This window comes from Streptomyces silvae (genome assembly GCF_016745505.1).
In the GTDB taxonomy this organism is placed as follows: Bacteria; Actinomycetota; Actinomycetes; order Streptomycetales; family Streptomycetaceae; genus Streptomyces; species Streptomyces silvae.
Genome location: NZ_JAERUC010000084.1, coordinates 18350 through 43227, shown reverse-complemented (window position 1 = coordinate 43227; position 24878 = coordinate 18350). Strand labels below are relative to the sequence as shown.

30 protein-coding genes are annotated in these 24878 nt (G+C 71.4%); 20 read left to right on the top strand and 10 right to left on the bottom strand.

Annotated elements, in window-relative coordinates:
• Positions 1-69 precede the first annotated feature (69 nt).
• From JKV81_RS12210 to JKV81_RS12185, 6 genes are all read left to right on the top strand, one after another.
• Complete coding sequence (locus JKV81_RS12210; protein WP_202075825.1) at positions 70-1038, top strand: NADPH:quinone oxidoreductase family protein; 969 nt, start codon at positions 70-72, stop codon at positions 1036-1038.
• The gene (locus JKV81_RS12205) at positions 1035-2261 is read left to right on the top strand and encodes an acyl-CoA dehydrogenase family protein (RefSeq protein ID WP_129260097.1); all 1227 of its coding nucleotides are present in this window, start codon (positions 1035-1037) and stop codon (positions 2259-2261) included. The genes JKV81_RS12210 and JKV81_RS12205 overlap by 4 nt, the downstream gene beginning before the upstream one ends.
• A complete protein-coding gene (locus JKV81_RS12200) occupies positions 2258-3379 on the top strand; it encodes an acyl-CoA dehydrogenase family protein (RefSeq protein ID WP_202075824.1) in 1122 nt (373 codons plus the stop codon). The genes JKV81_RS12205 and JKV81_RS12200 overlap by 4 nt, the downstream gene beginning before the upstream one ends.
• 199 nt (positions 3380-3578) lie before the next feature.
• The gene (locus JKV81_RS12195; RefSeq protein ID WP_129260099.1) at positions 3579-4481 is read left to right on the top strand and encodes a phosphatidylinositol-specific phospholipase C/glycerophosphodiester phosphodiesterase family protein; all 903 of its coding nucleotides are present in this window, start codon (positions 3579-3581) and stop codon (positions 4479-4481) included.
• A 137-nt stretch (positions 4482-4618) separates the two neighbouring features.
• Positions 4619-4813 (top strand): hypothetical protein, encoded by a 195-nt coding sequence (locus tag JKV81_RS12190; protein ID WP_099177066.1) that lies wholly within the window; start codon positions 4619-4621, stop codon positions 4811-4813.
• 167 nt (positions 4814-4980) lie between these two features.
• Positions 4981-5730: a hypothetical protein gene (locus JKV81_RS12185; RefSeq protein ID WP_124279346.1), complete on the top strand. Its 750-nt coding sequence runs from the start codon at positions 4981-4983 to the stop codon at positions 5728-5730.
• 6 nt (positions 5731-5736) lie between these two features.
• Here the strand turns inward: JKV81_RS12185 and JKV81_RS12180 are convergent, their stop codons facing one another.
• Both JKV81_RS12180 and JKV81_RS12175 read right to left on the bottom strand, forming a co-directional pair.
• Positions 5737-6351 (bottom strand): endonuclease, encoded by a 615-nt coding sequence (locus JKV81_RS12180; protein WP_129260100.1) that lies wholly within the window; start codon positions 6349-6351, stop codon positions 5737-5739.
• Positions 6348-6530: a hypothetical protein gene (locus JKV81_RS12175; RefSeq protein WP_129260101.1), complete on the bottom strand. Its 183-nt coding sequence runs from the start codon at positions 6528-6530 to the stop codon at positions 6348-6350. Before JKV81_RS12175 ends, JKV81_RS12180 begins: the two co-directional genes overlap by 4 nt.
• A gap of 142 nt (positions 6531-6672) precedes the next feature.
• Between JKV81_RS12175 and JKV81_RS12170 the strand changes: the two genes are divergently transcribed.
• Positions 6673-7911: an FUSC family protein gene (locus JKV81_RS12170; protein ID WP_129260102.1), complete on the top strand. Its 1239-nt coding sequence runs from the start codon at positions 6673-6675 to the stop codon at positions 7909-7911.
• A 5-nt stretch (positions 7912-7916) separates the two neighbouring features.
• Here JKV81_RS12170 and JKV81_RS12165 read toward each other — a convergent pair whose 3' ends face one another.
• The 5 genes from JKV81_RS12165 to JKV81_RS12145 form a co-directional block, all read right to left on the bottom strand.
• Complete coding sequence (locus JKV81_RS12165) at positions 7917-8144, bottom strand: CDGSH iron-sulfur domain-containing protein (RefSeq protein ID WP_202075823.1); 228 nt, start codon at positions 8142-8144, stop codon at positions 7917-7919.
• The gene (locus JKV81_RS12160) at positions 8128-8811 is read right to left on the bottom strand and encodes a HemK2/MTQ2 family protein methyltransferase (RefSeq protein ID WP_129260104.1); all 684 of its coding nucleotides are present in this window, start codon (positions 8809-8811) and stop codon (positions 8128-8130) included. The genes JKV81_RS12165 and JKV81_RS12160 overlap by 17 nt, the downstream gene beginning before the upstream one ends.
• A gap of 49 nt (positions 8812-8860) precedes the next feature.
• The gene (locus JKV81_RS12155; protein WP_129260105.1) at positions 8861-9823 is read right to left on the bottom strand and encodes an iron-containing redox enzyme family protein; all 963 of its coding nucleotides are present in this window, start codon (positions 9821-9823) and stop codon (positions 8861-8863) included.
• A gap of 111 nt (positions 9824-9934) precedes the next feature.
• Complete coding sequence (locus JKV81_RS12150) at positions 9935-10954, bottom strand: PHP domain-containing protein (protein WP_129260242.1); 1020 nt, start codon at positions 10952-10954, stop codon at positions 9935-9937.
• Between the two features lie 2 nt (positions 10955-10956).
• A complete protein-coding gene (locus tag JKV81_RS12145; RefSeq protein ID WP_129260106.1) occupies positions 10957-11400 on the bottom strand; it encodes a hypothetical protein in 444 nt (147 codons plus the stop codon).
• Between the two features lie 125 nt (positions 11401-11525).
• On the opposite strand from JKV81_RS12145, the gene JKV81_RS12140 reads away from it, so the two are divergent.
• The 13 genes from JKV81_RS12140 to JKV81_RS12080 all read left to right on the top strand — a co-directional run bounded on the left by JKV81_RS12140 (position 11526) and on the right by JKV81_RS12080 (position 19913).
• Positions 11526-11882: a gas vesicle protein GvpO gene (locus tag JKV81_RS12140; RefSeq protein WP_129260107.1), complete on the top strand. Its 357-nt coding sequence runs from the start codon at positions 11526-11528 to the stop codon at positions 11880-11882.
• Between the two features lie 40 nt (positions 11883-11922).
• A complete protein-coding gene (locus JKV81_RS12135; protein WP_129260108.1) occupies positions 11923-12369 on the top strand; it encodes a gas vesicle structural protein GvpA in 447 nt (148 codons plus the stop codon).
• A gap of 3 nt (positions 12370-12372) precedes the next feature.
• Positions 12373-13122: a GvpL/GvpF family gas vesicle protein gene (locus JKV81_RS12130; protein ID WP_129260109.1), complete on the top strand. Its 750-nt coding sequence runs from the start codon at positions 12373-12375 to the stop codon at positions 13120-13122.
• 1 nt (position 13123) lies between these two features.
• Positions 13124-13378, top strand: a complete 255-nt coding sequence (locus JKV81_RS12125) for a gas vesicle protein GvpG (protein ID WP_099177078.1) — start codon at positions 13124-13126, stop codon at positions 13376-13378.
• Between the two features lie 7 nt (positions 13379-13385).
• Positions 13386-14237 (top strand): histone protein, encoded by an 852-nt coding sequence (locus tag JKV81_RS12120; RefSeq protein WP_202075821.1) that lies wholly within the window; start codon positions 13386-13388, stop codon positions 14235-14237.
• 6 nt (positions 14238-14243) lie between these two features.
• Entirely contained in the window at positions 14244-15326 is a 1083-nt protein-coding gene (locus JKV81_RS12115) for an SRPBCC family protein (RefSeq protein ID WP_202075818.1), read from the top strand.
• Positions 15323-15655 carry a gas vesicle protein gene (locus JKV81_RS12110; RefSeq protein ID WP_129260112.1) on the top strand — a complete coding sequence of 111 codons (333 nt, stop codon included), beginning with the start codon at positions 15323-15325 and terminating at the stop codon, positions 15653-15655. The genes JKV81_RS12115 and JKV81_RS12110 overlap by 4 nt, the downstream gene beginning before the upstream one ends.
• Before the next feature lie 22 nt (positions 15656-15677).
• Positions 15678-16496: a GvpL/GvpF family gas vesicle protein gene (locus tag JKV81_RS12105; protein ID WP_129260113.1), complete on the top strand. Its 819-nt coding sequence runs from the start codon at positions 15678-15680 to the stop codon at positions 16494-16496.
• Between the two features lie 2 nt (positions 16497-16498).
• Positions 16499-16726, top strand: a complete 228-nt coding sequence (locus JKV81_RS12100) for a gas vesicle protein (RefSeq protein ID WP_129260114.1) — start codon at positions 16499-16501, stop codon at positions 16724-16726.
• Positions 16723-17001 (top strand): gas vesicle protein K, encoded by a 279-nt coding sequence (locus JKV81_RS12095; protein WP_129260115.1) that lies wholly within the window; start codon positions 16723-16725, stop codon positions 16999-17001. Before JKV81_RS12100 ends, JKV81_RS12095 begins: the two co-directional genes overlap by 4 nt.
• Before the next feature lie 119 nt (positions 17002-17120).
• On the top strand, positions 17121-17276 hold the full coding sequence (locus tag JKV81_RS12090) for a DUF6131 family protein (protein WP_099177085.1): 156 nt from the start codon (positions 17121-17123) through the stop codon (positions 17274-17276).
• Between the two features lie 111 nt (positions 17277-17387).
• The gene (locus JKV81_RS12085; protein WP_202075815.1) at positions 17388-18056 is read left to right on the top strand and encodes a lytic polysaccharide monooxygenase auxiliary activity family 9 protein; all 669 of its coding nucleotides are present in this window, start codon (positions 17388-17390) and stop codon (positions 18054-18056) included.
• 183 nt (positions 18057-18239) lie between these two features.
• Positions 18240-19913: an MFS transporter gene (locus tag JKV81_RS12080; RefSeq protein WP_202075809.1), complete on the top strand. Its 1674-nt coding sequence runs from the start codon at positions 18240-18242 to the stop codon at positions 19911-19913.
• Between the two features lie 99 nt (positions 19914-20012).
• Here JKV81_RS12080 and JKV81_RS12075 read toward each other — a convergent pair whose 3' ends face one another.
• The 3 genes from JKV81_RS12075 to JKV81_RS12065 form a co-directional block, all read right to left on the bottom strand.
• Positions 20013-20594: an N-acetylmuramoyl-L-alanine amidase gene (locus JKV81_RS12075; RefSeq protein WP_202075807.1), complete on the bottom strand. Its 582-nt coding sequence runs from the start codon at positions 20592-20594 to the stop codon at positions 20013-20015.
• Positions 20595-20700: 106 nt separating this feature from the next.
• A complete protein-coding gene (locus tag JKV81_RS12070) occupies positions 20701-21996 on the bottom strand; it encodes an SWIM zinc finger family protein (protein WP_202075805.1) in 1296 nt (431 codons plus the stop codon).
• Complete coding sequence (locus JKV81_RS12065) at positions 21993-24875, bottom strand: SCO1167/SCO6262 family helicase (RefSeq protein ID WP_202075802.1); 2883 nt, start codon at positions 24873-24875, stop codon at positions 21993-21995. Before JKV81_RS12065 ends, JKV81_RS12070 begins: the two co-directional genes overlap by 4 nt.
• Between the last annotated feature and the right edge of the window lie 3 nt (positions 24876-24878).

The window sequence follows — 24878 nt, the reverse complement described above, 5'->3', positions numbered from 1 at the left end:
AGAGGGGCAAGCGACCGCTTAGTATGCGGCGGAGCAGTGGTAATGCCGACAGTGTTGTGGAGGCCCCTCATGCAGGCATGGCGAGTGCACCGGAACGGCGAGCCGAGCGAGGTGATGGAGCTCGAGGAGACCGACCGGCCGACCCCCGGGGACGGGCAGGTACTGCTGGAGGTGCGCGCGGCGAACATCAACTTCCCCGACGCGCTGCTCTGCCGCGGCCAGTACCAGGTGAGGCCCCCGCTGCCCTTCACCCCGGGCGTGGAGATCTGCGGCGTGACCCAGGACGGGCGCCGGGTGCTCGCCACCCCCGCCCTCCCCGAGGGCGGATTCGCCGAGTACGTCGTGGCGGACGAGGCGGCCCTGCTGCCGGCGCCCGACGCACTGGACGACGCGGAGGCCGCGGCCCTGCACATCGGCTACCAGACCGGCTGGTTCGGGCTGCACCGGCGGGCACACCTGCAGGCCGGTGAGACGCTCCTGGTGCACGCGGCCGCGGGCGGGGTCGGCAGCGCGGCCGTCCAGCTCGGCAAGGCCGCCGGCGCCACCGTCATCGGGGTCGTCGGCGGACCCGAGAAGGCCGCGATCGCGCGCGAACTGGGCTGCGACCTGGTCATCGACCGCCGGAGCGAGGACATCGTCGCCGCGGTGAAGGAGGCCACGGGCGGACGCGGCGCGGACGTCGTCTACGACCCGGTCGGCGGCGACGCCTACGCCAAGTCCGTCAAGTGCATCGCCTTCGAGGGCCGTGTCCTCGTCGTCGGCTTCGCGAGCGGAGCCATCCCCACACCGGGCCTCAACCACGCCCTGGTGAAGAACTACTCGATCGTCGGACTCCACTGGGGTCTCTACAACACCAAGGACCCCGCCGCCGTACGCGCCTGCCACGACGAGCTCACCAAGCTCGCGGCGCAGGGCGTCGTCAAGCCGCTGATCAGCGAGCGCGTCCCCATGGCCGACGCGGCACGCGCCGTCCAGCGCGTCGCCGACGGCACCAGCACCGGCCGCATCGTCGTCCTGCCGTCAGGAGGCACCCGATGAGCACCGCCATCGACGCGGCACAGGTCCGGCGCCTCACCCAGGAACTGCTGGCGGCCCACCCGCCGGCCACCACCGACCGCACCGACTTCCTCAAGGCGCGCTTCGACGCGGGCCTGGCCTGGGTGCACTACCCCGCAGGCCTCGGCGGACTGGACGCCCCGCGCTCCCTGCAGTCCGTCGTCGACGCCGAACTCGCCGCAGCGGGCGCCCCCGACAACGACCCGCGCCGCATCGGCATCGGCCTCGGCATGGCCGCCCCGACCATCCTCGGCTACGGCACCGAGGAGCAGAAGCAGCGCTTCCTGCGGCCGCTGTGGGTCGGCGAGGAGGTGTGGTGCCAGCTCTTCAGCGAGCCCGGCGCAGGGTCCGACCTCGCCGCCCTCGGCACCCGCGCCGTCCGTGACGAAGAGGGCACCGCCCGCTCGGGCGAAGCCGGGAGCGGGGGCGACTGGGTGGTCGACGGGCAGAAGGTCTGGACGTCCAGCGCCCATGTGGCCCGCTGGGCGATCCTGATCGCCCGCACCGACCCCGACGTCCCCAAGCACCGCGGCATCAGCTACTTCATCTGCGACATGACCGACCCCGGCGTCGAGGTGCGGCCGCTGCGCCAGATCACCGGCGAGGCCGAGTTCAACGAGGTCTTCCTCACCGGCGTACGGATCCCCGACAGCAGGCGCCTCGGCCCGGTCGGCGACGGCTGGAAGGTCGCCCAGACCACCCTGATGAACGAGCGCGTGTCCATCGGCGGAGCCCGCATCCCCCGCGAGGGCGGCATGATCGGCACCGTCGCGAAGACCTGGCGCGAACAGCCCGGCCTGCGCACCCACGACCTCCACCAGCGGCTGCTCACGCTCTGGGTGGAGGCCGAGGTCGCCCGGCTCACCGGTGAACGGCTGCGCCAGCAGCTCGTCGCCGGACAGCCCGGCCCCGAAGGCTCCGGCATGAAGCTCGCGTTCGCCCGCCTCAACCAGGAGATCAGCGGACTGGAGGTCGAACTCCTCGGTGACGAAGGCCTGTTGTACGGCGACTGGACCATGCGCCGCCCGGAACTGGTCGACTTCACCGGACGGGACGCCGGCTACCGCTATCTGCGGTCCAAGGGCAATTCCATCGAGGGCGGGACGAGCGAGGTCCTGCTCAACATCGTCGCCGAGCGCGTCCTCGGTCTGCCCGCCGAGCCCCGTAACGACAAGGACGTCGCCTGGAAGGATCTCGCCCGATGACCGTACAGACCGAAGCCGCCCAGGCGCCCGACCTGCTCTACACGGAGGCCGAGGACGACCTGCGGTCCGCCGTGCGCTCACTGCTCGCCGACCGGGCCGACGCGCCGACGGTGATCGCCGCGGTCGAGTCCGACACGCCGTACGACCTGCGGCTGTGGGAATCGCTCGCGGCGGGGATCGGAGCGGCCGGGCTGCTCGTCCCTGAGAAGCTCGGCGGCCAGGGCGCCACCCATCGTGAGGCCGCCGTGGTCCTGGAGGAGTTCGGCCGCAGCGTCGCCCCGGCGCCGTACCTGACGAGTGCCGTCGTCGCGACCGAGATCCTGCTCGCGCTGGCCGAGGACGGCGGCCCGGCCGCCGCACTCCTCGGGGAGCTGGCGGAAGGCCGCAGGACCGCCGTGCTCGCCCTGCCGTTCGCCTCGGCGCCCGCGGACGCGGCCGCGTCGACGACCGGCACCCTGGAGCGGACCGTGACCGGCGTCGCGGACGCCGCGGCGGCCGACGTTCTGCTGGTGCCCACGGCGGAGGGCCTGTACGCGGTGGAGGCCGGCGGGGCCGGTGTCGCCGTCCAGCCGCTCGTCCCGCTCGACCTGACCCGCCCGCTCGCCACGGTCACCCTCACCGGGGCCACCGGCACCCTGCTCGCCGAGGCGGGTCCCGCGGCCGAAGCGGTGGGCAGGGGCCTGCTGGCCGGAGCGGGACTGCTCGCCTCCGAACAGCTCGGACTGGCCGAGTGGTGCCTGACCGAGACCGTCCGGTACACCCGTGAACGCCACCAGTTCAACCGGCCGGTGGGCTCGTTCCAGTCGCTGAAGCACCGAATGGCCCAGCTCTGGCTGGAGGTCGTCTCCGCGCGCGCAGCTGCCCGTAACGCCGCCGACGCGCTGGCGACCGGCAGCCCGGACGCACCGCTCGCGGTCGCCGTGGCGCAGGCGTACTGCTCCGAGGTCGCGGTGCACGCGGCCGAGGAGTGCGTCCAGCTGCACGGCGGGATCGGAATGACCTGGGAACACCCCGCGCACCTGTATCTGAAGCGGGCCAAGGCCGACTCGATCGCGTACGGCACCGCGGGGCGTCACCGTGAGGCCGTGGCGGGGCTGGTGGAGCTGCCGGCTCCGTGACGAGGCGCGGGGCGGGGTGCGGCCGACGCGCCCCCGCCCCGCACGCGTGGGAGCCAGGGAACAACAGGCGCAGCGCAGCCGACGTACGGACGACGGTCGTTCCAACTCTTGGCAGGTACCTGCCTTTCGAACCGCTGCCGCCGCCATACTCGTCGCGTCCCCGCCCGCTCTGCCCCACCGACCGCTTCAGGGAGACCCCATGGCACACCTGACCCGTCGCAGAGTCGTCACCACCGCCCTCGCCACGGCCGCCGCGGGAGCGTTCATCCCCGCCCAGACCGCCGTCGCGACCCCCACCACGACCCCTGCCGTGAACACCCGTCCCCGTGGCCCCCGGCCACTGGCCCGGGCCCACGCCCACAACGACTACCTGCACCGACGCCCCCTCCACGACGCCCTCGCGCACGGCTTCACCAGCGTCGAGGCGGACATCTTCCTCGTCGACGGCCAGCTGCTCGTCGCCCACGAGGCCGAGAGCCTCGACCCGGCACGCACCCTCGTCTCCCTGTACCTCGACCCCCTGGCGGCCCGGGTCCGCGCCCACCACGGGCACGTCCACGCCGGGCACCCCGCCCCGCTCCAGCTGCTGATCGACATCAAGACCGACGGCGCCGCCACCTACCTCGAACTCGACCGGGTGCTCCGCCGCTACCGCTCCCTCCTCACCCGCTCCGTGCACGGCCGGGTCCGTACCGGCGCCGTCACCGCCGTCGTCTCGGGAGACCGGGCCGCCCGCGTCCCGATGGAGGCGCAGACCACCCGGTACGCCTTCTACGACGGCCGGCCGGAAGACCTCGGCACCGCAGCCCCCGCCTCCTTCATCCCGCTCATCAGCGGCAACTGGGCCACGAGCTTCGGCTGGCAGGGGACAGGCCCCTTCCCGGCGGCCGAACGTGACCGGCTGCGCACCTTCGTCGCGGCGGCGCACACGAGCGGGCAACGGGTCCGCTTCTGGGGCACACCCGACCTCGCGGGCCCCGCACGCGAAGCCGTCTGGAACGAGCTCGTCGCCGCGGACGTCGACCACCTCAACACCGACGACCTGGCAGGGCTCGAGCGCTTCCTCCGCCGCCGTGAGCCCGGCAGCGGCCGGAACGGCTGAGCGGCCCCCGCCGGCCTCACCCCGTCACCCTGAGTCAACACCCGTTCGGCGGACACGCCAGTGCGCCGAACGGCCCCTCCGCTGCGCCACACTGGCGGCCGAATGCCGCAATTCCGGCGCGGCGGAGGAGGTTGGCCATGGCCATTTCGATCTCAGTGGTGCTGCTCCTGCTGATCCTCGCAGTGATCTTCCTGCGTAACGGAGGACTCAAGATCTCGCACGCGATCGTCTGCGCCCTGCTGGGATTCTTCCTCGCGGGTACGAGCATGGCTCCCACCATCCACGAAGGGATCACCGCCACCGCGAACGTCGTCAGCGGCCTGAGGCCCTGACCACCACCCCACGCACCGTCCGGGTGCGGGAGAATGTCGGCTGAACGCGGCACCGTGCCGCACGGGACCCGACGAGGGCGATACCGTCGTCCGAGGGCCCCTGCGCGCGCTTCGTCGACATGGCTAGGACCTGACAGGCCCTCGCCACGCACCTGGAGAACGTATCCATGTCATTCCCGCCCTCCGGACGGCACTCCGGCGCCGCCCACCACGAGTACTGCAACAACGCCCTGTGCTGCCGCTGCCAGCAGCGGCAGTGGACGACGAAACTGGGCGACGAGCGTCTCTGCGGCCCCTGCGCCGCCTGCTGCCGCGACTGCGGCCGGGCGCCCGCACCGCACCTGGACGGGCTGGAGAACGGGCTCTGCGCCGAATGCCGCGGCCGGTGCGGACGGTGCCAGCGTGCGCTGCCCGCCGAGGGGCCGTGCAGCTGCCGCAAGTGGCGTGAACGCGCGGCCGGCGACCCCGTCACCTACATCCTCCAGGCACTTCCGCAACCGCTGGTCCAGGCACTGGGACACCGCCATCCCCGTACGGTGCACGACCTGATCCATCAGGAGCTGGGCCGGCGCACCCCCGACCAGCTGCTGGAGCGGCTCGAACGCCGGTGGAACGTCCGCTGGTCCCACGCGCTCCACGAGAAGGACGAGGACGGCCGGCGCCGCTGGGCACCCCAGGAGATCGCCGAGGCGCTCGTGAGCCCCGGCCGCTGCACGGACCCCCAGTGCGAGGACGGATACCTGATCACGGACGACACCCCGTGCGGCAGGTGCCTTCGCCCCACCCACCGCTTCGTCACCTCGGTGGCCGACCGTACGTCCACCTCCGAGCACGCCCGCGCCACCGCCGCGCAGATCAGGCGCGCGCTCGTGGAGGGCCGCTCCACCAAGCCGGGCAAGCGGCGGCCGACGGGCTGACCGGGCTCAGCCCTTGTCCAGCGCGCTCCTCACCAGGGCCGCGGCGAGCACAGCCGGGTCCTCGCCCTTCGCCAGCCGGACGAGCTTGTCCGGGGTGGCGGGCAGACCGAGCCGTTCCGCTCCCTGGAGCGCCTTCGCGTCGAGATAGGGCGACGCCTCGGGCCACACCGTCTGCACCTCGCGCAGGAAGATGTCGGCACCCGCCGGCCCGATGCCGGGGAAGCCCCGAAGGCCCGCGCGCAGCCTGTCCATGTCGCCGTCGGCCTCCCGCCGCAGACGCCGCAGGTCCCCGCCGTACGTGTCGAGCAGGAGCAGCGCGCCGTCCCCCAGCTGCGTCGCCGTCCGTTCGTCGTACCGCCGGTAGCCGCCCTCGCCCAGCGCGTCGACGCGCTCCTGCCAGGTGGCGTCGGCCATCCGGCGCGGAGTGCGCAGCCGGTGCGAGAAGAGCGCCCGGGCGGAGGCCACCGCGATGTCCGCACGGATCCGCGCGCTCAGCAGAAGACTCAGGACGAGCAGCTGGTACAGCGGCTGCGGGGTGTCACGCAGCCGGATGCCCGCCTCGGCCGCGTACGTGGTGCCGTGCCGCTCCAGCAGCGTGTCCAGAGTCCGCCGGGTGCTCACGCGAAGCCGAAGATCCGCGCGATGAAGTACCCCGCGACGATGATCGAGCCCAGCAGTATCAAAGCCGCCCAGAAGACCGGGTGCTCCCAGATCCCTCCGTCCGCCCGTTCCACGTGCGCTTCGCTGATGCAGCCCTCCGCCGGAGGTGTCTCGGTGGGGGGCGTGAGTGAGATAGCCATGTCTCCACCATCCCTCCGTGCGCGCGTGACCGCGAGGCGCGCCACCGCGAGCCCGGAGCCGACGGCGGCACGCGTACGTCCGTACGGAGTCCGACCGGCGCCCGAAGCGCTGCGGGGCAGCGGAACGGGGCACCGTCTAGGCATGCCAGCAGTCGCCGCACCCGAACCCGTCGTCAAACTCGTCCAGCGCACCACCGAACCGGCCGCGGCCCAGACGCTGCGGTCGACGGCGGCGGCCGTCATCGCCTTCGCGGTGGCCCAGACGGTCCTGCCCGCCCCGCATCCCGCGCCTCTGACCGCGCCCCTCACCGCGCTCCTCGTGGTGCAGGTGACGCTCTACGCCACGCTCACCACCGGGATCCGGCGTGTGAACGCCGTCGTCGTCGGGGTCCTGATCGCCAGCGGATTCAGCTCCCTGGTCGGTCTGAGCTGGTGGAGCCTCGGCCTGACCATCTTCACCTCACTGCTGATCGGCCGGCTGGTCAGGGTCAACGAGTTCGTGCCCGAGGTGGCGATCAGCGCGATGCTGGTCCTCGGCGTGTCCCAGGTCGCCGCCACCGCCTGGGAACGCGTGCTGGAGACACTGATCGGCGCCGGGGTCGGCCTGCTCTTCAACCTCCTGCTGGCGCCGCCCGTCTGGGTCGAGTCGGCGGGCGCCTCCATCGGAGGCCTGGGGGAGCGCATGGGAAGGATGTTCCGGGCCTTGGGCGACGAGATCGGCGGCAACCACCCCGTACGCGAGGCCGCCGCGCGCCTGCACGAAGCCCGCCGCCTCGACCACGACATCGTGGAGGTCGACGCGTCCCTGCGGCAGGCCGAGGAGAGCCTCAGGCTCAACCCCCGCGTCAAACAGGGCCTGCTCTACCGCGTCGTCCTGCGGACCGGGCTCGACACGCTGGAGATCTGCGCCGTGGTGCTGCGCGTCCTGACCCGTACGCTGACCGACCTCGCCAAGGCGCGTACCGAGGAGACGCTCTTCCCCGAGGACGTGGCCACGGACCTCAGGGAGTTGTTCGGGCACATGTCCGACGCCATCGAGGGATTCGCTCTGATGATCACCACGCCGATGGCCGAGAGCGGCGAGGAGGCCGAGGAGCGCCTGGCCGACGCCCTTGCCCGGAGCCGTGCGACCCGCGACCGGGTGGCGGATCTGCTGCTCGAGGACGTCCAGGAACACCCCAGGCAGTGGCAGCTGCACGGCGCGCTGCTCGCGGAGGTCGACCGCATCCTGGACGAACTCGACATCGACAAGCGCACGGAGCGCCTGGCCGAAGAGCTGGACCGCCGGTCCGCCGAGGCCCACGAACGCCACCCGCGGCTCCGGGAGGTCTCCCGCCGGCTGCGCGGGGTGAAGCGGACGCGGCTGCGCGCCGAGGAGTGAGGGACTCAGTCCGCCGACCGGCGGGGCCCCTCGCCCGGCTTCGTACGGCGCCGGTGGCTGGTGTCGCACCACGGGTACATCCGGCTGCGCCGGCACATGCAGAGGGCCACGACGAACCGGTCGGAGACCGCCACGCTGCCGTCGGCACAGGTGACTTCGACCGGCCCCTCCACCAGCAGCGGCCCCTCGTCGCCGAGGGTGATCCGGCACGGGTGCTCAGGCGTGTTCGGCACGGATGACCACCAGTTCCTCGGCCGTAGCCCCGTCGTCGACCAGCCCCGTCTCCCGGAGCCACCGCAGTCGGGAGCGCAGCACCGGCCCGAGCGGGACCAGAGCGCGGTCACTGACATGCGCCCGGAGCCCGGCATCCGACAGGCGCCGCAGGGTCACCTCGCTGTCGCACAGGCCCGAGTGGACGAGCAGGAGACGCCCTCCGGGACGGAGTGCGGCCGGAGCGGTCTCGCAGACCCGGTCGAGGATCGCCCGGCCGTCACGCCCCGCTTCCCACGCCCGCGCCGCCCCGTGCCCGGGGAGCCGGCCCAGCGGCGACGGGACGTAGGGCGGGTTGCAGATCACCAGGTCGTAGGAGCGGCCGGGCAGCGCCGCGAGGAGATCACTGCGCCGTACGGTGATACGCCGACGGTGCAGCAGCGCGTTCAGACGGGCGGTCGCCACGGCGCGCCGCGCCACATCCACCGCGGTCACCCGCGCCCCGAGCCGCGCCGCGTGCAGAGCGAGGGCGCCACTGCCCGTGCCGACATCCAGGACCTCGGTGCCCGGGCCGATCTCCTCGCGGTTCAGGGCCGCCATGAGCAGCCGGGTGTCGTGCTGGGGCGCGTACACCCCGGGAAGGGTCATCATGCGGGCGGCAGGGGTGCCCTCGGCCACGTCTGCGGACATCTGCGACTCCATTCGGTGTTCGCCGGCGGTACGGATCAGGAGTGCCGTCTCAGGCCTGCCAGTCCGTGAGCAGCCGGTCCCCGAGCCGGTCCTCGACGAACGAGGTGGCGGTGATGCCGAAGGTGATGTCGGCCGCCAGCCCGGGTTCGTCCTCGAGCAGTCCGCCGATCACGTCACGGCGCACCACCTGCTCGTGCACCGCGTCCGCCTCGACGTGCTCGGTGTAGAAGAACTCCGCCGCCGGACCCGCACCGGTGCGCTTCATCGCATCGGCGAGGCGCCGCGACGCGGGGGAGGAGGTGATCTCGACCGCGGCGAAGTGGCCCACCAGCGCTCCGCGCAGCCGCCGGTGCAGGCCGAACAGCGACATCAGGTTCACCAGGGTCAGCATGGGCGCGCAGCCCTCGTCCAGATACCGGCCGTACGTCGTGTCGAGACCCAGGTCGGTCATGAGGTCGGCGAACAGTTGGGCGTGGACACGGTCCGCGCGCCCGCCGCCGAACTCGTCGTACTCGATCGCCGCCATGCCCGCCTTGGCCCGGCCACTGAGCCGCGGCAGCACCCAGGCGTGCGGATCGGCCTCCTTGAGGTGGTACAGCGAACGCTGTGCCGCGTACGCACGCAGGTGGCGCAGCTCGCCCCGGTCCTGGAGGAACCACGAGACGCCGGTGCCCCGGACCGGTTCCACGAGAAGACCGTCCAGCACCTCGTCCAGGCTCGATTCCACCGGGGCGTCGTGCCGAAGCGCCGTGAGGAAACGGTCCTCCATCGCGGCGCGGACCGCGAGCAGGGGTGGATCCCACTCCAGCTCGGGGCGTACGCCGTCGAACCCGCGGTAGTGGAGCTCGTAGCAGACGTAGAGGGCGAGCTGAAGGTCGTCGCCGTAGGGATCGGCGTTCCGGGCGGCATCAGGATCGGGCAGCGCGCCCTCGTCCCGCAGATAGCCGGTCACGCCTGCGGACAGCACCCCGCGTGCGCGCGGAAGGGAAGGGCCCGTTCGGTGAGGTGACATGGCTTTCCTCCTGCCCCGGCATGCCCCGGAGTCACATGGACAACCGTGATCGACTCTACGCCGAACGGCCGAGACCAGCCTGTCCACGCCAGCGCACCCCGGAGCGGGCCGCTATCCGCCGGAATTCTCCCGCGCCCACTCCAGGAGCCGCTCCACGGGCCAGGTGGTCACGACACGGTCCACGGGCACCCCGCACTCCTCCGCCCGCGCGCACCCGTAGGGCTGCCAGTCCAGCTGGCCCGGTGCGTGCGCGTCGGTGTCGACCGAGAGGAGAGCACCGGAGGCAACCGCCTTCCGCAGCAGGTCACGCGGAGGATCGAGCCGCTCCGGACGGCAGTTGATCTCGACCGCCGTACCGGCCTCGGCGCACGCCGCGAAGACCCGCTCCGCGTCGAACTGCGACTCGGGCCGCTTCTTCCCGCCGAGGAGCCGCCCCGTGCAGTGCCCCAGGATGTCCGCGTGCGGATTCCGTACGGCGGCGAGCATCCGCTCGGTCATCGCCGCCGCGTCCATGCGCAGCTTCGAATGGACCGAGACGACCACCACGTCGAGCCGCTCCAGCACCTCGGGATCCTGGTCCAGCGAGCCGTCGTCGAGGATGTCGCACTCGATGCCGGTGAGCAGCCGGAAGGGCGCCCACCGCTCGTTGAGCTCCGCCACCACGGACAACTGGTCGAGGAGGCGCTCGGTCGAGAGGCCGTTGGCCACGGTCAGCCTGGGGGAGTGGTCCGTGAGCACCGCCCACTCATGGCCCAGCTCGGCCGCCGTCCTGCCCATCTCCGCGATCGGACTGCCCCCGTCGGACCAGTCCGAGTGCATGTGGCAGTCACCGCGCAGCGCCGCGAGGAGGGTCTCGCCGCCCGAGGCCAACGGCGCCGACGCCTCCTCCTCAAGTGCCTGGAGATACGCGGGCGTCGCGCCCTCCACCGCCTCACGGATCACCTTGGCGGTCTTCGGCCCGATGCCGCGCACCGTCTCCAGCGAGCCGTGCGCCACCCGCTGGGCGACCTCCTCCCCGCCCATGGACCCGACCGCCTCCGCCGCCGTACGGAAGGCCTTCACGCGGTACGTCGCGGCCTGGGACCGCTCCAGGAGGAACGCGATCCGCCGCAGGGCGTCCCCCGGATCCACGGTCACGGCCGCGCGGTGTGCTGGGGGTGCCCGTGCGTACGGCGGGCTTCCTTCATCTCCGCCTCGTAGAGATGACGCCGCCCTCCCACGAGCTCCCGGCGCACCCGCTCCTCGACCGCGACGAACGGCCGGTAGTACGTGTCGTCGTACGCCTCGACGATCTGGAAGGTCCAGCAGCCAGGAATCACGTTGCGGCCCAGGATCTCCCGCTCCACCAGATCGGCCTGCTCCGCGTGGCCACCCATCCGGAGCAGTTCGACCGCCCGGTCCAGCGTCAGGTCCGCACCGCCCGTGAGCTGATGGAATCCGTAGAGCTGACCCCGCGCGCGCTCCACCCCCTCCAACGCCTCCGCCAGCGCCCCGAGCGCCTCGACGGTCGTGTCGTCCACCCCTGACGGCCGTACGTGCTCCTCATCGGGCCCGGTGGGGCCACGGCTCTCGCTCATGTCTACGACTGTGCACGGGCCCAGGGCGCCGCGTCCCGCCGGAACGGCGAAAGGGTGAGTGCCTCCGCCGGCCGCCGGTCCGCGGTCGAGGTGCGGCGGAACCGATCCTGACCAGACTGGATCCCATGGCAGAGAATCGTCGAGCCCGTTCCGGGCACACAGCGAAAACGGCGGCCAAGTCGGCGGCCAGGACGGGGACCAAGACGGCCGCCCCCCGCGCCTCCTCCCGCCGCGGCCCCGAGCACGCTGCCCGTGCTGCCAGCGAGAGCCTGGAAAGGCTGATCTGTCACCCCGCCGAGGGGGTCTCGGCCGTACGGCGGAACGACGACGGATGGTGTGTCGTCGTCGACGTACTCGAAGTGCCCCGCATCCCGGACACCACGAGTCTGCTGGCCTCCTACGAGGTGCAGGTCGACGAGCGGGGCGAACTCGTGGAGTACAGCAGGGTCCGCCGCTACAGGCGCGGCTCCGCCGACGAATGACCCGTTCCGCCTCTCACCGTCACCCGGAAGGAACACCCCCATGACCCCAACCATGTACGCCGACGAAGTCGTCCCCTGCGCGCCCAGGGCAGGCACGCTCTACGACGTCCTCGAACTCATCCTCGACCGGGGCATGGTCATCGACGTGTTCATCCGGGTCTCACTGGTCGGCATCGAGATCCTCAAGATAGACGCGCGCATCGTCGTGGCGAGCGTGGACACCTACCTGCGCTTCGCCGAGGCGTGCAACCGGCTCGACCTGGAACGCGACTCGGGCAGCACCACCGTCCCCGAGCTGCTCGGCGGAGGCGTCGCCAAGTCGGTCGGCAAGCGCAAGGTCCGCAGGGCCGCCGAGTCCGTCGGTGACACCGTCCGCAGCGCGGTGGGCGCCGGTGGCAGCGACGACGACGAGGACGAGGAGCGGCCGAAGAAGCGCCGCGCGCCCGCGCGTGACGGGGCGAGCCGACGCCGACGTGCGGAGGCCTGAGCCGTGACCGAGAACGGCGTGTACGTGTACGCGATCATCCCGGCGGGAGCGGCACTCCCGGCCGGCGCGGCCGGCGTGGGCAGCCCCCCGGCCCCACTGCGACTGGCCGGAGACGGGCGGGTCACCGCCGTCGTGAGCGAGGCACCACCGCAACTTCGTGCGCGACGACGCGATCTGATGGCACATCAGGATGTGCTGCTGCGCCTCTCGGACGGTGGCCCGGTACTGCCCATGAGGTTCGGCGTGGTCGCGCCGGACGAGGCTTCGGTCACTGCCCAGCTGGCCGGAGCGGAGACCGAGCACCTCGCGACCCTCCGCCACCTCGGCCGGGGCGTGGAGCTCAACGTGAAGGCGCTCCCCGCCCAGGACTCGCTCGCCGCCGTCGTCGCCGAGGAGAAGAACGTACGGCGTCTGCGTGAGGAGGTCCGCCGGCGTCCCGGGTACGAGGCGAACGTGCGGCTCGGTGAGGCCGTGGCCACCGCTCTGTCCCGCCGGGCCGCCGAGGCGGGGAACACGCTGCTCCACCGACTGACGCCCCTGGCCCGTGCGGTGGCCCCCGGGCCGGAGGTCCACGGATGCGCGTTCAACGTGTCGTTCCTGGTCGACCGGGACGAGAGCGACGCCTTCAGGGCGACGGTGCGCAAGTTCGCCGACGCCCACCGGGACCGCGCCGAGATCCGCGTCGCGGGGCCGCTGCCCTGCTACAGCTTCGTCGCCTCCAGCGGACTGCGGCCGACGGCCGCAAGGGTCTGACATGGGACTTTTCACCGGCCTGCTCATGCTGCCCCTCGCGCCGGTCCGCGGCGTGATCTGGGTCGCGGAGAAGGTCAACGACGCTGCCGACCGCGAGCTGCACGACCCCGGCGTGATCCGGGCACAGCTCGCCGCACTGAACCAGGAGCTGGAGGACGGCAACGTCGGCCTGGAGGAGTTCGAACGGGAAGAGGCGGAGCTGCTCGACCGGCTGTACGCCGGACGGGCCCACCCCGCGCCGAACCATCGAAGGTGACTTACTCATGGAAGATCAGACGAAGGTGACGCTCGCGGCGGCTGTCGTGGGCGGATACGTACTCGGCCGTACGAAGAAGGGCCGTCTGGCCATCTCCGTCGCCACCTATCTCGCGGGCAGGCGCTTCGGCCTGGAACCGCGCCAGCTCGCCGCCGAAGGAATGCGGCGGCTGGGCGAGGTGCCTCAGTTCGCCGAACTCCAGGACCAGTTGAAGGGTGAGGTCCTCGAATCGGGCCGCAAGGCGCTGACGGCGGCGGCGGACCGGCGCATGAACTCGCTGGCCGACGCCCTGAGCGACCGGACGGCGCGGCTGGGGGAGCAGCCCGACGAGGAGGAAGAGGACGAGGAGGAGTACGAGGGCGAGTACGAGGACGACGAGCCCGAGTACGAGGACGAGGAAGAAGAGGAACCGGAGGACGAGGAAGAAGACGAGGAAGACGAGGACGAGGACGAAGACGAAGACGAAGAAGAAGAAGGCGAAGAAGAAGAGGAAGAACCGGAGGAGCCTCGGCCGAGCGCCCGCAGGAAGGCGGCGGCGAAGAAGCAGCCCGCCGCGAAGAAGGCCCCCGCCAAGAAGACGCCTCCGAAGAAGGCCGCGGCGAAGAAGGCCCCTGCCAAGAAGGCGGCCCCTGCCAAGAAGGCCGCGCAGAAGAAGGCCGCGCCTGCCAAGAAGTCCGCGCCCTCGAAGAAGTCCGCGCCCTCCAAGAAGTCGGCCCCGGCGAAGAAGTCCGCGGCGAAGAAGGCGCCTGCCAAGAAGTCGGCCTCGGCCAAGAAGTCGTCGGCCCGGAAGACCACTTCAGCCAAGAAGACGACGTCATCGAAGCGAACCGCGTCCCAGCGCGGCGAACGGCGGAGGTAGACAGCCATGGCCAGGACGGACAAGGAAGAACCCGAGGCGGAGGAGTCGGGTCTCGACCGTCTCCGCGGGGAGTTCACGAACTTTCTCGGCGCGCAGACGGAGAAGCTGGCGCAGAAGGCGGGCGACAAGCTGACCGGCCTCACGGGGAAGCTCACCGACATGGCGGAGAACGGCGGCTCGCTGCCCTCGATCGCCTCTCGCGTGATGCAGGGCGAATCCCCGGTGAAGGCCTTCATGTCGGAGAAGGCCGGCGACGTCAAGGACAAGGTCGTGGACAAGGCCAAGGACGCCTTCGGGGGCGGCGGAGGCGGCGGGGGCGGCAAGGGCAAGCCCGGTGGCGGCAAGTCCATGAACATCATCGAGGTCCTCGACGTAGGGATCCCTCTCCGCACCGCCTACGACCACTGGACGCGGTACGACGAGTTCAGCGGCTTCACCAAGGGCGTGCAGAGCGTCTCGATGAGTGAGGAGATGTCGAGCGACTGGAAGGTCAAGATCGGCCCCTCCTCACGCGGATTCAAGGCCACGGTCCAGGAGCAGGTGCCCGACGACCGCATCGTCTGGACCTCTGAAGGGGCCAAGGGCTCGACCCGCGGGTGCGTCAGCTTCCACGAACTGGCGCCGAGCCTCACCCGGATCGTGCTGGTGGTGGAGTACTACCCCTCCGGCTTCTTCGAGAAGACGGGCAACCTGTGGCGGGTGCAGGGCCGCCGCATGCGACTCGACTTCAAGCTCTTCCAGAAGTTCGTCACGCTCACCGACGAAGAGCCCGAGGGCTGGCGCGGAGAAATTCGCGACGGCGAAGTCGTCGTGTCGCACGAGGAGGCCATGGAGAAGGAGGAAGCCGAGAACGAGGAGCCCGAGGACTCCGAAGAGGACGAGTACGAGGACGAGGAAGAGCCGGAGGAGGGCGAGGAGGAAGAGGAGGACGAGGAGGAAGAGCCCGAGGACGAGGACGAGTACGAGGACGAGTACGAGGACGAAGAGGAAGACGAGGACGAGGAGCCCGAAGAGGAGGAAGAGGAAGAGGACGAGGAAGAAGAGGCGCCCGCGCCGAGGAAGCGTCGCGGACGGAGGGCGTCCAGGTGACGGATCTCGACCTCGGACGGGAGGCGTACCCCATCCCGGGGCCGCCGAACAGCAACCTCGCGGACATCCTCGAACGGGTCCTCGACAAGGGCATCGTCATCGCGGGTGACATCAAGATCGACCTCCTCGACATCGAGCTGCTCACCATCCGGCTTCGCCTGTTCGTGGCATCCGTCGACACCGCGAAGAAGGCCGGAATCGACTGGTGGGAGACGGATCCGGCACTGAGCTCGCGCGCGGCCCGTAACTCCCTCCTGGAGGAGAACCGTGAACTGCGCGAGCGTCTCGAGGCGCTCGAGTCGAAGACGGAAGAGACGTCGGACCACTGATGAGCAGGGAGAGTCGAACCAGATGACGGAGCGGGGACCCGGCCAGGCGCCGGACGACAGCGCCCTCTACGTATTCGCGGTGTGCGACGCACCGGACCCGGCGGCGTTCGGAGGCCTGCCGGGCGTCGCGGCAGGCCAACCGCTGGGCCGGCTGCGGTTCGGCGCACTGACGGCGATCGTGCAGACCGTCAGAGCGGCCGACTTCACGGACGAGGTCTGGCAGGCCCGCATGGCGGACCGGGACGAACTCGAACGGTACGCACGGGCGCACCACGACGTGGTGTCGGCAGCCGCGGCGTGCTGCCCCACCGTCCCTCTCCCGCTCGCCACGCTCTACCACGGGGAAGACCGGGCCCGGCAGGCCCTCCTCGACGAGACCGAGCGTTTCCGCACCGCCCTGGAGCGCACCGCGGGCCACTCCGAGTGGGGCGTGAAGGTGTATACGGCCGACCTTCCGGCACCCGACCCGAGCCCCTCTCCGCCCCGAGCGGAGGCGCCGGCCGCCGGCTCCCGCCCCGCCCCGGGAGCCGGCCTCGCCTATCTGGAACGGAAGCGAGGAGTGCAGGCGCGGCGCGAGCGGCGGCACGAGGATGCTCTGCGGCTCGCCGAAACGGTGGAGACCGCGTTCGGGGCCCTGTCCGCCGCGGGGCGCAGGCTGCGGCTGCACGCCCCCGAGCTCGTGGGGAAGGGGCACACCCAGGTGCTCAACGCGACCTACCTGGTGCCGGACCACCGCGGCGCGGAGCTCCAGGTCCTCGCCCGGACCCTGCGGAACACGACCGGTGCCCGGATCGACGTCTCCGGACCCTGGGTGCCCTACTCCTTCGTCGGTGAGGTGTAGCGATGGAGCGCGAGGTGGTGCCCTGGGACAACCCCGAGCCGTTGAGCGGCCCCATCGGTGTTCCGCTCGTCGACCTGCTGGACCGGCTCCTCGCGACGGGTGTGGTGATCAGCGGTGACCTGGTGATCGCGATCGCGGACGTTCCGCTCGTCCGGGTGTCGCTCCACGCCCTGCTGTCGTCCGTCAACGAGCGCGTCCCCGCTCCCTGGGCGGACGGAGGCCCGCTGTGACCGGCGCGCGGCTCGACGTCGACAAGGACCAGCTGGGGCGCGACCTCGTCGCCCTGGTGCTCACCGTGGTGGAGCTCCTGCGGCAGTTGATGGAACGGCAGGCCATCCGGCGTATCGATCAGGGGGACCTCACCGACGGCCAGGTGGACGAGATCGGCACCACGCTCATGATGCTCGACCAGCGGATGGCGGAGCTCTGCGAGCAGCACGGGGTGCGGCCGGAGGACCTCAACCTGGACCTCGGGCCGCTGGGAACTCTGCTGCCCCGCGATTGACGCAGAAGGATCCGGGCGTTCACAGAAGTAAAGGAGCGCCCTGGGCATGGAGGCCCCCGCAGGCATATCCTCACAGATATCCCCCTACGTCGTACGGGGTGCGGTGACCGGAGGCAGCCATGATCATCATTGGAGCCATCCTTCTGATTCTCGGCCTGGTGACGGGTGTCGGTGTCCTGTGGACCATCGGGATCATCCTGCTCGTGATCGGGCTCGCCCTCTGGATCCTGGGGGCCGTGGGGCACGCGGTCGGAGGCCGTCGGCATTACTGGTGATGTCGCGACGGGCATGTTTGAGGCGGAAGTGGCGGGGCAAAGCCCAAGTGGCGCGGGAGCGCTCCCACGCCGGTGGATCCCCCCACCTCCCCTCGGAATGGAGATCGCACCATGGTCTGTCATGATCGCGTCAACTTAGGCGGCTGGGCGCTGCGCCTGTGCGGCGTGTTCGTCGCCGCCGTCCTCTGCCTCCTGCCGTGGACCGGCACCGCGAGCGCCCACGGCTCCGTCGTCGATCCCGCCTCCCGCAATTACGGCTGCTGGCTGCGCTGGGGCGACGACTTCCAGAACCCGGCCATGGCGCAGGAAGACCCCATGTGCTGGCAGGCCTGGCAGGCCGACCCGAACGCCATGTGGAACTGGAACGGCCTTTACCGCAACGGGTCCGGGGGCAACTTCCCGGCCGCCGTACCCGACGGCCAGCTGTGCAGCGGCGGCCGGACGGAGAGCGGACGGTACAACTCCCTCGACACCGTCGGCGCGTGGAAGACCACGGACATCACCGGTGACTTCACGGTGAAGCTCTACGACCAGGCCAGCCACGGCGCCGACTACTTACAGGTGTACGTCACCCGGCAGGGCTTCGACCCCGCCACGGAGGCGCTGACCTGGGGTGACCTCCAGCTGGTCGCCGAGACGGGCAGCTACGGTCCCAGCCAGAACTACGAGATCCCGGTGAGCACCTCCGGGCTCAGCGGCCGTCATGTCGTCTACACGATCTGGCAGGCGTCGCACATGGACCAGACGTACTTCCTCTGCAGCGACGTGAACTTCACCTGATCCCGCGCCCCGCTCCGTCCCCAGGCCCCGCCGGGCGCGCAGGTCCGGCGGGGTCCTCGAACGACCGTGCGCCCAGGCGTGCGTGCGTCGGTCGGGTGATCGATTGGCGGTCCGGTCCGGTCCGTCCTAACGTCGATGAGTGAACGTTTCTGTTCATTGCTGACTCGTACGGCACCCCACGCTATGACCGGATTTCGAGCGAAGTCTGCGCCCATTGCCGCATCCCCGGAGCGGGGCCACGGCAAGGGAATAGCCCTGCTCGTCATCGCCTCGTGCCAGCTGATGGTGGTGCTCGACGTCACCATCGTCAACATCGCCCTCCCGCACATCCAGAGGTCCCTCGGCTTCTCGACCGAGAGCCTGTCGTGGGTGATCAACGCCTACACGCTGACGTTCGGCGGACTGCTCCTGCTGGGCGGGCGGCTGGGCGACATCCTCGGGCGGCGCAGGGTCTTCATCTTCGGCGTACTGCTCTTCGTGGTGGCCTCGCTGCTCGGCGGCCTCTCCCAGGAATCCTGGCAACTGCTGGCGGCACGCGCCCTGCAGGGCGTCGGCGGGGCGATCGCCTCACCGACCGCCCTCTCCCTCATCACGACGACGTTCAGCGAAGGACCGGAGCGCAACCGGGCGTTCGGGGTGTTCGCCGCGGTGTCCGCGGGCGGGAGCGCGATCGGTCTGCTCGCCGGCGGCATTCTCGTGGAGTGGCTCGACTGGCGATGGGTGCTCTTCGTCAACATTCCCATCGGCCTGCTGATCGCCCTCGCGACCCCGCGCCACATCAAGGAGTCCGAGCGGCACCCCGGCCACTTCGACCTCCTCGGCGCGCTGACGTCCACGCTGGGCATGGTGCTGCTCGTCTACGGCTTCATCCGGGCCTCCGAGGACGGCTGGAGCGACCGGCTGACCCTCGCGTCCTTCGGCGGCGCCGTGGTTTTCCTGATCATCTTCCTGACCGTCGAACGCCGGTCGAAGCAGCCCATCACACCGCTGCGCATGTTCCGCGACCGTAACCGCGCCGGCGCCTACGGGATGATGCTGTGCCTGGCCGCGGCCATGTTCGGGATGTTCTTCTTCCTGACGCTCTTCGTGCAGAACATCCTCGACTTCAGCCCCCTGCGCGCCGGACTCGCCTTCCTGCCGGTGAGCGCCATCATCGCGATCAGTGCGGGGCTCGCCTCGCGGCTGCTGCCCAGGTGGGGACCCAAACCCTTCATGGTGACCGGCGCGATCCTGGCGGCGGCGGGCCTTGCCTGGCTCACCCGGACCGACGTCCACAGCACCTACCTGGGCAGCATTCTCGGGCCCATCCTGGTCTTCGGCTTCGGCATGGGCATGCAGTTCGTCTCGCTGACCCTGATGGCGGTCTCCGGGGTGGTACCGAGAGAAGCCGGGGCCGCGTCCGGAGTCCTCAACGCCACTCAGCAGGTCGGCGGTTCGCTCGGTCTGTCCATCCTGGTCACGGTGTTCGGTACGGCCAGCCGTAACGAGGCGACGGACCAGATACCCCGTTTCCTGGCCGAGGCGACCCCCGCCCAGCAGCTGCAGTTCCGCAGGACGGGTGAGCTTCCCCCGCCCTGGGGCGACCAGGTGCTGGCCTCCGGTGTGTCGAGTGCGTTCATCGTGGCCGCCATCGTCTCCTGCATCGCGGCGCTGATCGCGCTGGTGGTCATCCAGGTGCGTGCCTCCGACCTGGAACGGCTGCGCGGCGGAGTCCCCATGGCGCCGCCGGTGACCGACGAGGACGACTCGGACGACGGCGGAAGCGGTGCGGAGAGGGGGCGCGCGGACGAGACGCACGACACCGGGGCCTCGACACGGAAACGAGGCGGAGGCGAAGGTTCCCCTCCACTGGGATAGGCGCCCGGCGGGCGGCCCGTGGCGATCAAGATCTACGCCCACGAAGGGCGCGCAGCCCTCGGCGGCGGTGGGGTCCCGGACCCCACCGCCCGGCAGGTCTCAGACCAGGTTGACGAGACGGATGTAGCGCACCCAGTCCCAGTTGACCCCGGGGTCGGTGTGGTCGCTGCCCGGCACCTCGTGGTGGCCGATGATGTGGGCGCGGTCCTTGGTCAGGCCGTAGCGGTCGCAGATGTCCGCCGTCAGCCGCGCCGACCGCTCGTACATCGCGTGGGTGAAGTACGACGGCTGATCGACCCAGCCCTCGTGCTCGATACCGATGCTGCGCGTGTTGTAGTCCCAGTTCCCCGCGTGCCAGCCGATGTTCCGCTCCCGCACGCACTGCGCCACCAACCCGTCCCCCGACCGCACCACATAGTGGGCGGACACCTGCTTGGCCGGGTTCTGGAAGATGCCGATCGTCTCGCTGAACGTCTGCTGGGCGACGTGGATGACGACCCGTTCCACCGGATACTCCGAAGGGCGGTCCGCAGCCGTGTAGTTGGACGTGGACGCCGGAAACCACTGTGCTTCCGGATAGTCCGTTTCCGCCGCCGGGGCGGCCACGGCGCGGGCCGAGGCCGGAAGGAGCGCCGCGGCGGCCGCGACCGCGGCGCCCTGAAGTATCCGTCTGCGCTGCATCAGCACTCCTGTGCGTGGGACGTCGTCCGGTCTACGGCACAACACGCGCCGCCCCACTGTACGGTTCCTCGCCGGGCAAGGACCGTACACAGCCGGACAGTTGCCCTCAGGATCCGGACAATGCCCCGGCCAGCGCGGCCGCCGGATCGTCCTCCGCCGGCCCGGCGGGCACCCAACGGCCCCGCTCCTTGGCGTACGGCCACCACCGCCCGTCGGGCCCGTACCGCAACTGTGCGTCCGAACCCGCCACGGTCCAGCGGTTGTCCGTGACACGCAGCCGCGGACCCTCGCCCTCCTCCCAGGCGGAGGCGAGCTGCGCCCGCGCGCGGGCGAGGTCATCCGGCCCCGGCAGCCACTCCTCGTCGTACACCGCCAGTGCCGTCGTCCCGCCGTACCGCCAGGCCCGCACCGCGACGTCGAGACCGGCAGGGCCGCGGCCGGCTGCCGCGCCGAGGCGTGCAGCGAGCGGGCTGTCGGGCCGGCCGTCCGCCGCCATCCGCACGGCGTCCTGCCCCGGCGTCAGCCCGGCTGCCAGAGGCTGCTGTCCGTGGCCCGCCGCGAGTGCCTCCGCCAGCAGCGCGAACGCCCGTACGGCGCTGTCAGCGGCCAGGAACTCCAGTGCCGAAGGGTCGACCCCCTCGGCCGGATCCGTCTCCGTGTCCAGCGACGGCGGCAGGCCCGGCTCCGGTGGCAGGGGCGGGGCAGGAGGCAGCGGCGGCAGGATGTCCCGCGCCGCGTACGCCTCGTCGGCCCGCACCCCGCGCGAGGACGGCCCCCCGGCAGCGTCCTCAGCCGACGCCTCGTCATCCTCCCGGCGGCCCGCACGGGCGGCGCTGCGCACCTGCAGTTCGTCGAGCAGCCACCGCTCACCGCGCCCCCGCAACAGCAGCAGCACGAAGGGGTCCTGGTCGAGGAGCCGTGCCACCTGATAGCACAGGGCGCCCGTATGCGGGCAGTGGTCCCAGGCCTCGCAGCTGCACTCCGGCTCCAGATCTCCGATCCCCGGAAGCAGATCCAGGCCCGCGGCGGCCGCGTCCTCCACCAGGTGCGGCGGCATCTCGCGGTCGAGCAGGGCGGCGATGTGCCCGGACCGTTCGGACGCCATGTCCAGGAAGCGGTCCCATTCCTCGTCGGTCAGCTCCTGGAGCAGCACGTCACTGCGGTACGCCGACGCGTCGCGGTCCTGGACGACCGCGGTGAGCCGGCCGGGCCTGACCGACACCGCTCCGACCCTGCCCTCCCGGGCCAGCTTCCGGCCCTCCTTGAGCTGCTGCCCGTCGAGCGCGGTGTCCTCCAGGGCCTTCAGCCAGGCCAGCCCCCACCAGGACGAGGCGAATCCCCGGCCGTGCGCGGGCGGAAGCGCGGCGAACGTGCGCTCCGGACCCTCACTCCTGCTCGTCATCGTGCGCCCCCTCGCAGCTCGACCAGTTCGGCCAGTTCCGCATCGCTCAGTTCCGACAGTGCTGCCTCGCCGCTGCCGAGGACCGCGTCCGCGAGCCCCTGCTTCCGGGCCAGCATGGCGGCGATCCGGTCCTCGACGGTGCCCTCGGCGATCAGCCGGTGCACCTGCACAGGCTGGGTCTGCCCGATCCGGTAGGCACGGTCGGTCGCCTGTGCCTCCACGGCCGGATTCCACCAGCGGTCGAAGTGCACGACATGACCGGCCCGGGTGAGATTGAGCCCCGTACCCGCGGCCTTGAGCGACAGCAGGAACACAGGGGCCTCGCCCGCCTGGAAGCGGTTCACCATCTCCTCCCGCCCGGCGACCGGCGTGCCGCCGTGCAGGAACTGGGTGGGGACCCCGCGGGCCGCCAGATGCTGCTCAAGGAGCCGGGCCATCCGCACGTACTGCGTGAACACCAGGACGCTCGCCCCTTCGGCGAGGATCGTGTCCAGCAACTCGTCCAGCAGCTCCACCTTCCCCGACCGGTCACCGATCCGGGGCTGTTCCTCCTTGAGGTACTGCGCGGGGTGGTTGCAGATCTGCTTGAGCGACGTCAGCAGCTTCATGACCAGGCCGCGCCGTGCGAAACCGTCCGCGCCGGAGATCTCGTCGAGAGTCTCGCGCACCACCGCCTCGTACAGGCCGGCCTGCTCCGCGGTGAGCGAGACGGCGCGGTCGGTCTCCGTCTTCGGCGGGAGCTCCGGGGCGATGCCCGGGTCGGACTTGCGGCGCCGCAGGAGGAACGGGCGGACCAGAGAGGCGAGCCGCTCCGCGGCGGCGGGGTCGTTGCCACCCTCCACCGCGCTCGCGTAGCGGCTGCGGAACGTACCGAGCCGGCCGAGCAGTCCGGGAGTCGTCCAGTCGAGGATGGCCCACAGCTCGGAGAGGTTGTTCTCCACCGGGGTGCCGGTGAGGGCGACGCGGGCCCGCCCGCCGATGGTGCGCAGCTGCCTCGCCGTGGCCGAGTGCGGATTCTTGACGTGCTGTGCCTCGTCGGCGACGACCATGCCCCATGACACCTGCGCCAGCCGGGCCGCGTCGAGACGCATGGTGCCGAAGGTGGTCAGGACGAACTCGCCGTCCGCAAGGCCCTCCAGCGAACGCGACACGCCGTGGAAGCGACGTACCGGTGTGCCCGGGGCGAACTTCTCGATCTCCCGCTGCCAGTTGCCCATCAGGGAGGTGGGACACACCACGAGCGTCGGACCCGCGGCGGACTCGATGCCCTGGCGGTGCAGATGCAGCGCGATCAGCGTGATCGTCTTGCCCAGTCCCATGTCGTCGGCCAGACAGCAGCCGAGACCGAGCGAGGTCATGGTGTGCAGCCAGTTCAGGCCACGCAGCTGGTAGTCGCGCAGACTCGCGTCGAGTGCGGCCGGCTGTCCGACCGTACGGCGGTCCCCCGACTCCGGGTCGGCGATCCTCTCCCGCAGCTGCTCCAGCCAGCCGGTGGCCGCCACCTCGACCCGGTGCCCGTCGACGTCCGTGGTCCCGGTCAGCACGGCACCCAGCGCGTCGATCGGGGTGACCTTGTGGTCCTGGGTCCGACGGGCCCGTCGGGCGTCCTCCGGGTCGACGAGCACCCACTGGTCGCGCAGCCTGACCAGGGGCCTTCCCGCCTCCGCGAGCTGGTCGAGCTCCGCCCGGCTCAGCGTCGTGCCGCCCAGCGCGAACCGCCAGTCGAACGCCAGCAGCGCGTCGGCCGACAGGAACGACGGCGTGTCCGCCCCGGGGCGCCCGGCCGTGCCGGCGCCGTCGTCCTGCGGGCCGATCACCGCGCGTGCGGTGAGCTTCCCCGTAAGCCCTCTGGGCCAGTGCACCTGGACACCCGTCGCCGCGAGCGCCCTGGCCGCAGGGCCCAGCAGCTCGGCGATCTCCTCGTCGGCCGGCTCGACCGCGTCCGGGACCGCGGCCGACAGCAGGGGAGCGAGCGGCGGCCAGGCCCGCGCGGCACGCCGCAGAGCGAGCAGGGCGTCCATGCGTGCGCGCGGACCGAACAGTGACGCGGCGGGGGAACGGTCGGCCCACACATCCGCCGCGTCGGCGACGACAGCGGGGTCCTGGACGCTGTGGATCTGCAGGACCGCACGGAACGACGGCGGGCGGCCCGAACCCTCCTCGCCCGCCGCGCCGTCCGCGTCACCGAGCCCCGAGACCTCGACCCGCAGGGAGAGCCGTACGCCCGCGTCGTGACCGGCCGCCACATCGGCGGCCCAGGACCGCAGTCCGGGCAGGCGCCGAGGGCCCGATGCGGCGAACGCCGGTGTGCCGGTGACGAGTTCGGCCGCGGGCGTGCGTGGCATTCCGTCCACCACCGAGTCGAGGAACGACCGCAGCAGCGACTCGGGCTCGGCCAGCATCACCGGGCCGTCCGGCACGTCGAGCGGCACGGCATGGGCCTCGGGCGGCATGGAGGCCGCCAGCACCCGGATCCGGTCGAGATCGTCCGCGGTCAGCGGTCCGGCCCGCCAGGCGTCGTGGTCCGCGGGGCTCAGCCCGGGCAGCAGCAGTCCGCGCGCGACGAGTTGGAGCGTGAGAACCCCGGCAGCGCCCCAGAAGGCCGCGGAAGGGGAGGCATGAGCGTCCGCCCGTGCCCGTGTCAGGACCGGCAGCGCGTCCCGCACGGGCACCATCAACGCCGGTACCACGTAGGGGCGGACGTCGCTCCCGACGACCGTCAGCTCCTCCGGACTCCCTTGATCGCCGGGAGGGGTGCTACCGTCCGCATTCCAGAACGCGATCAGGCCGGTACGGGCCGGATCCGCGGGGAGGAAGACTGCGGAGCAGCGGGACAGTTCAGAGATCTCGTTGGGTGTTGCCGCAGGGAGCCTGTGCACAGC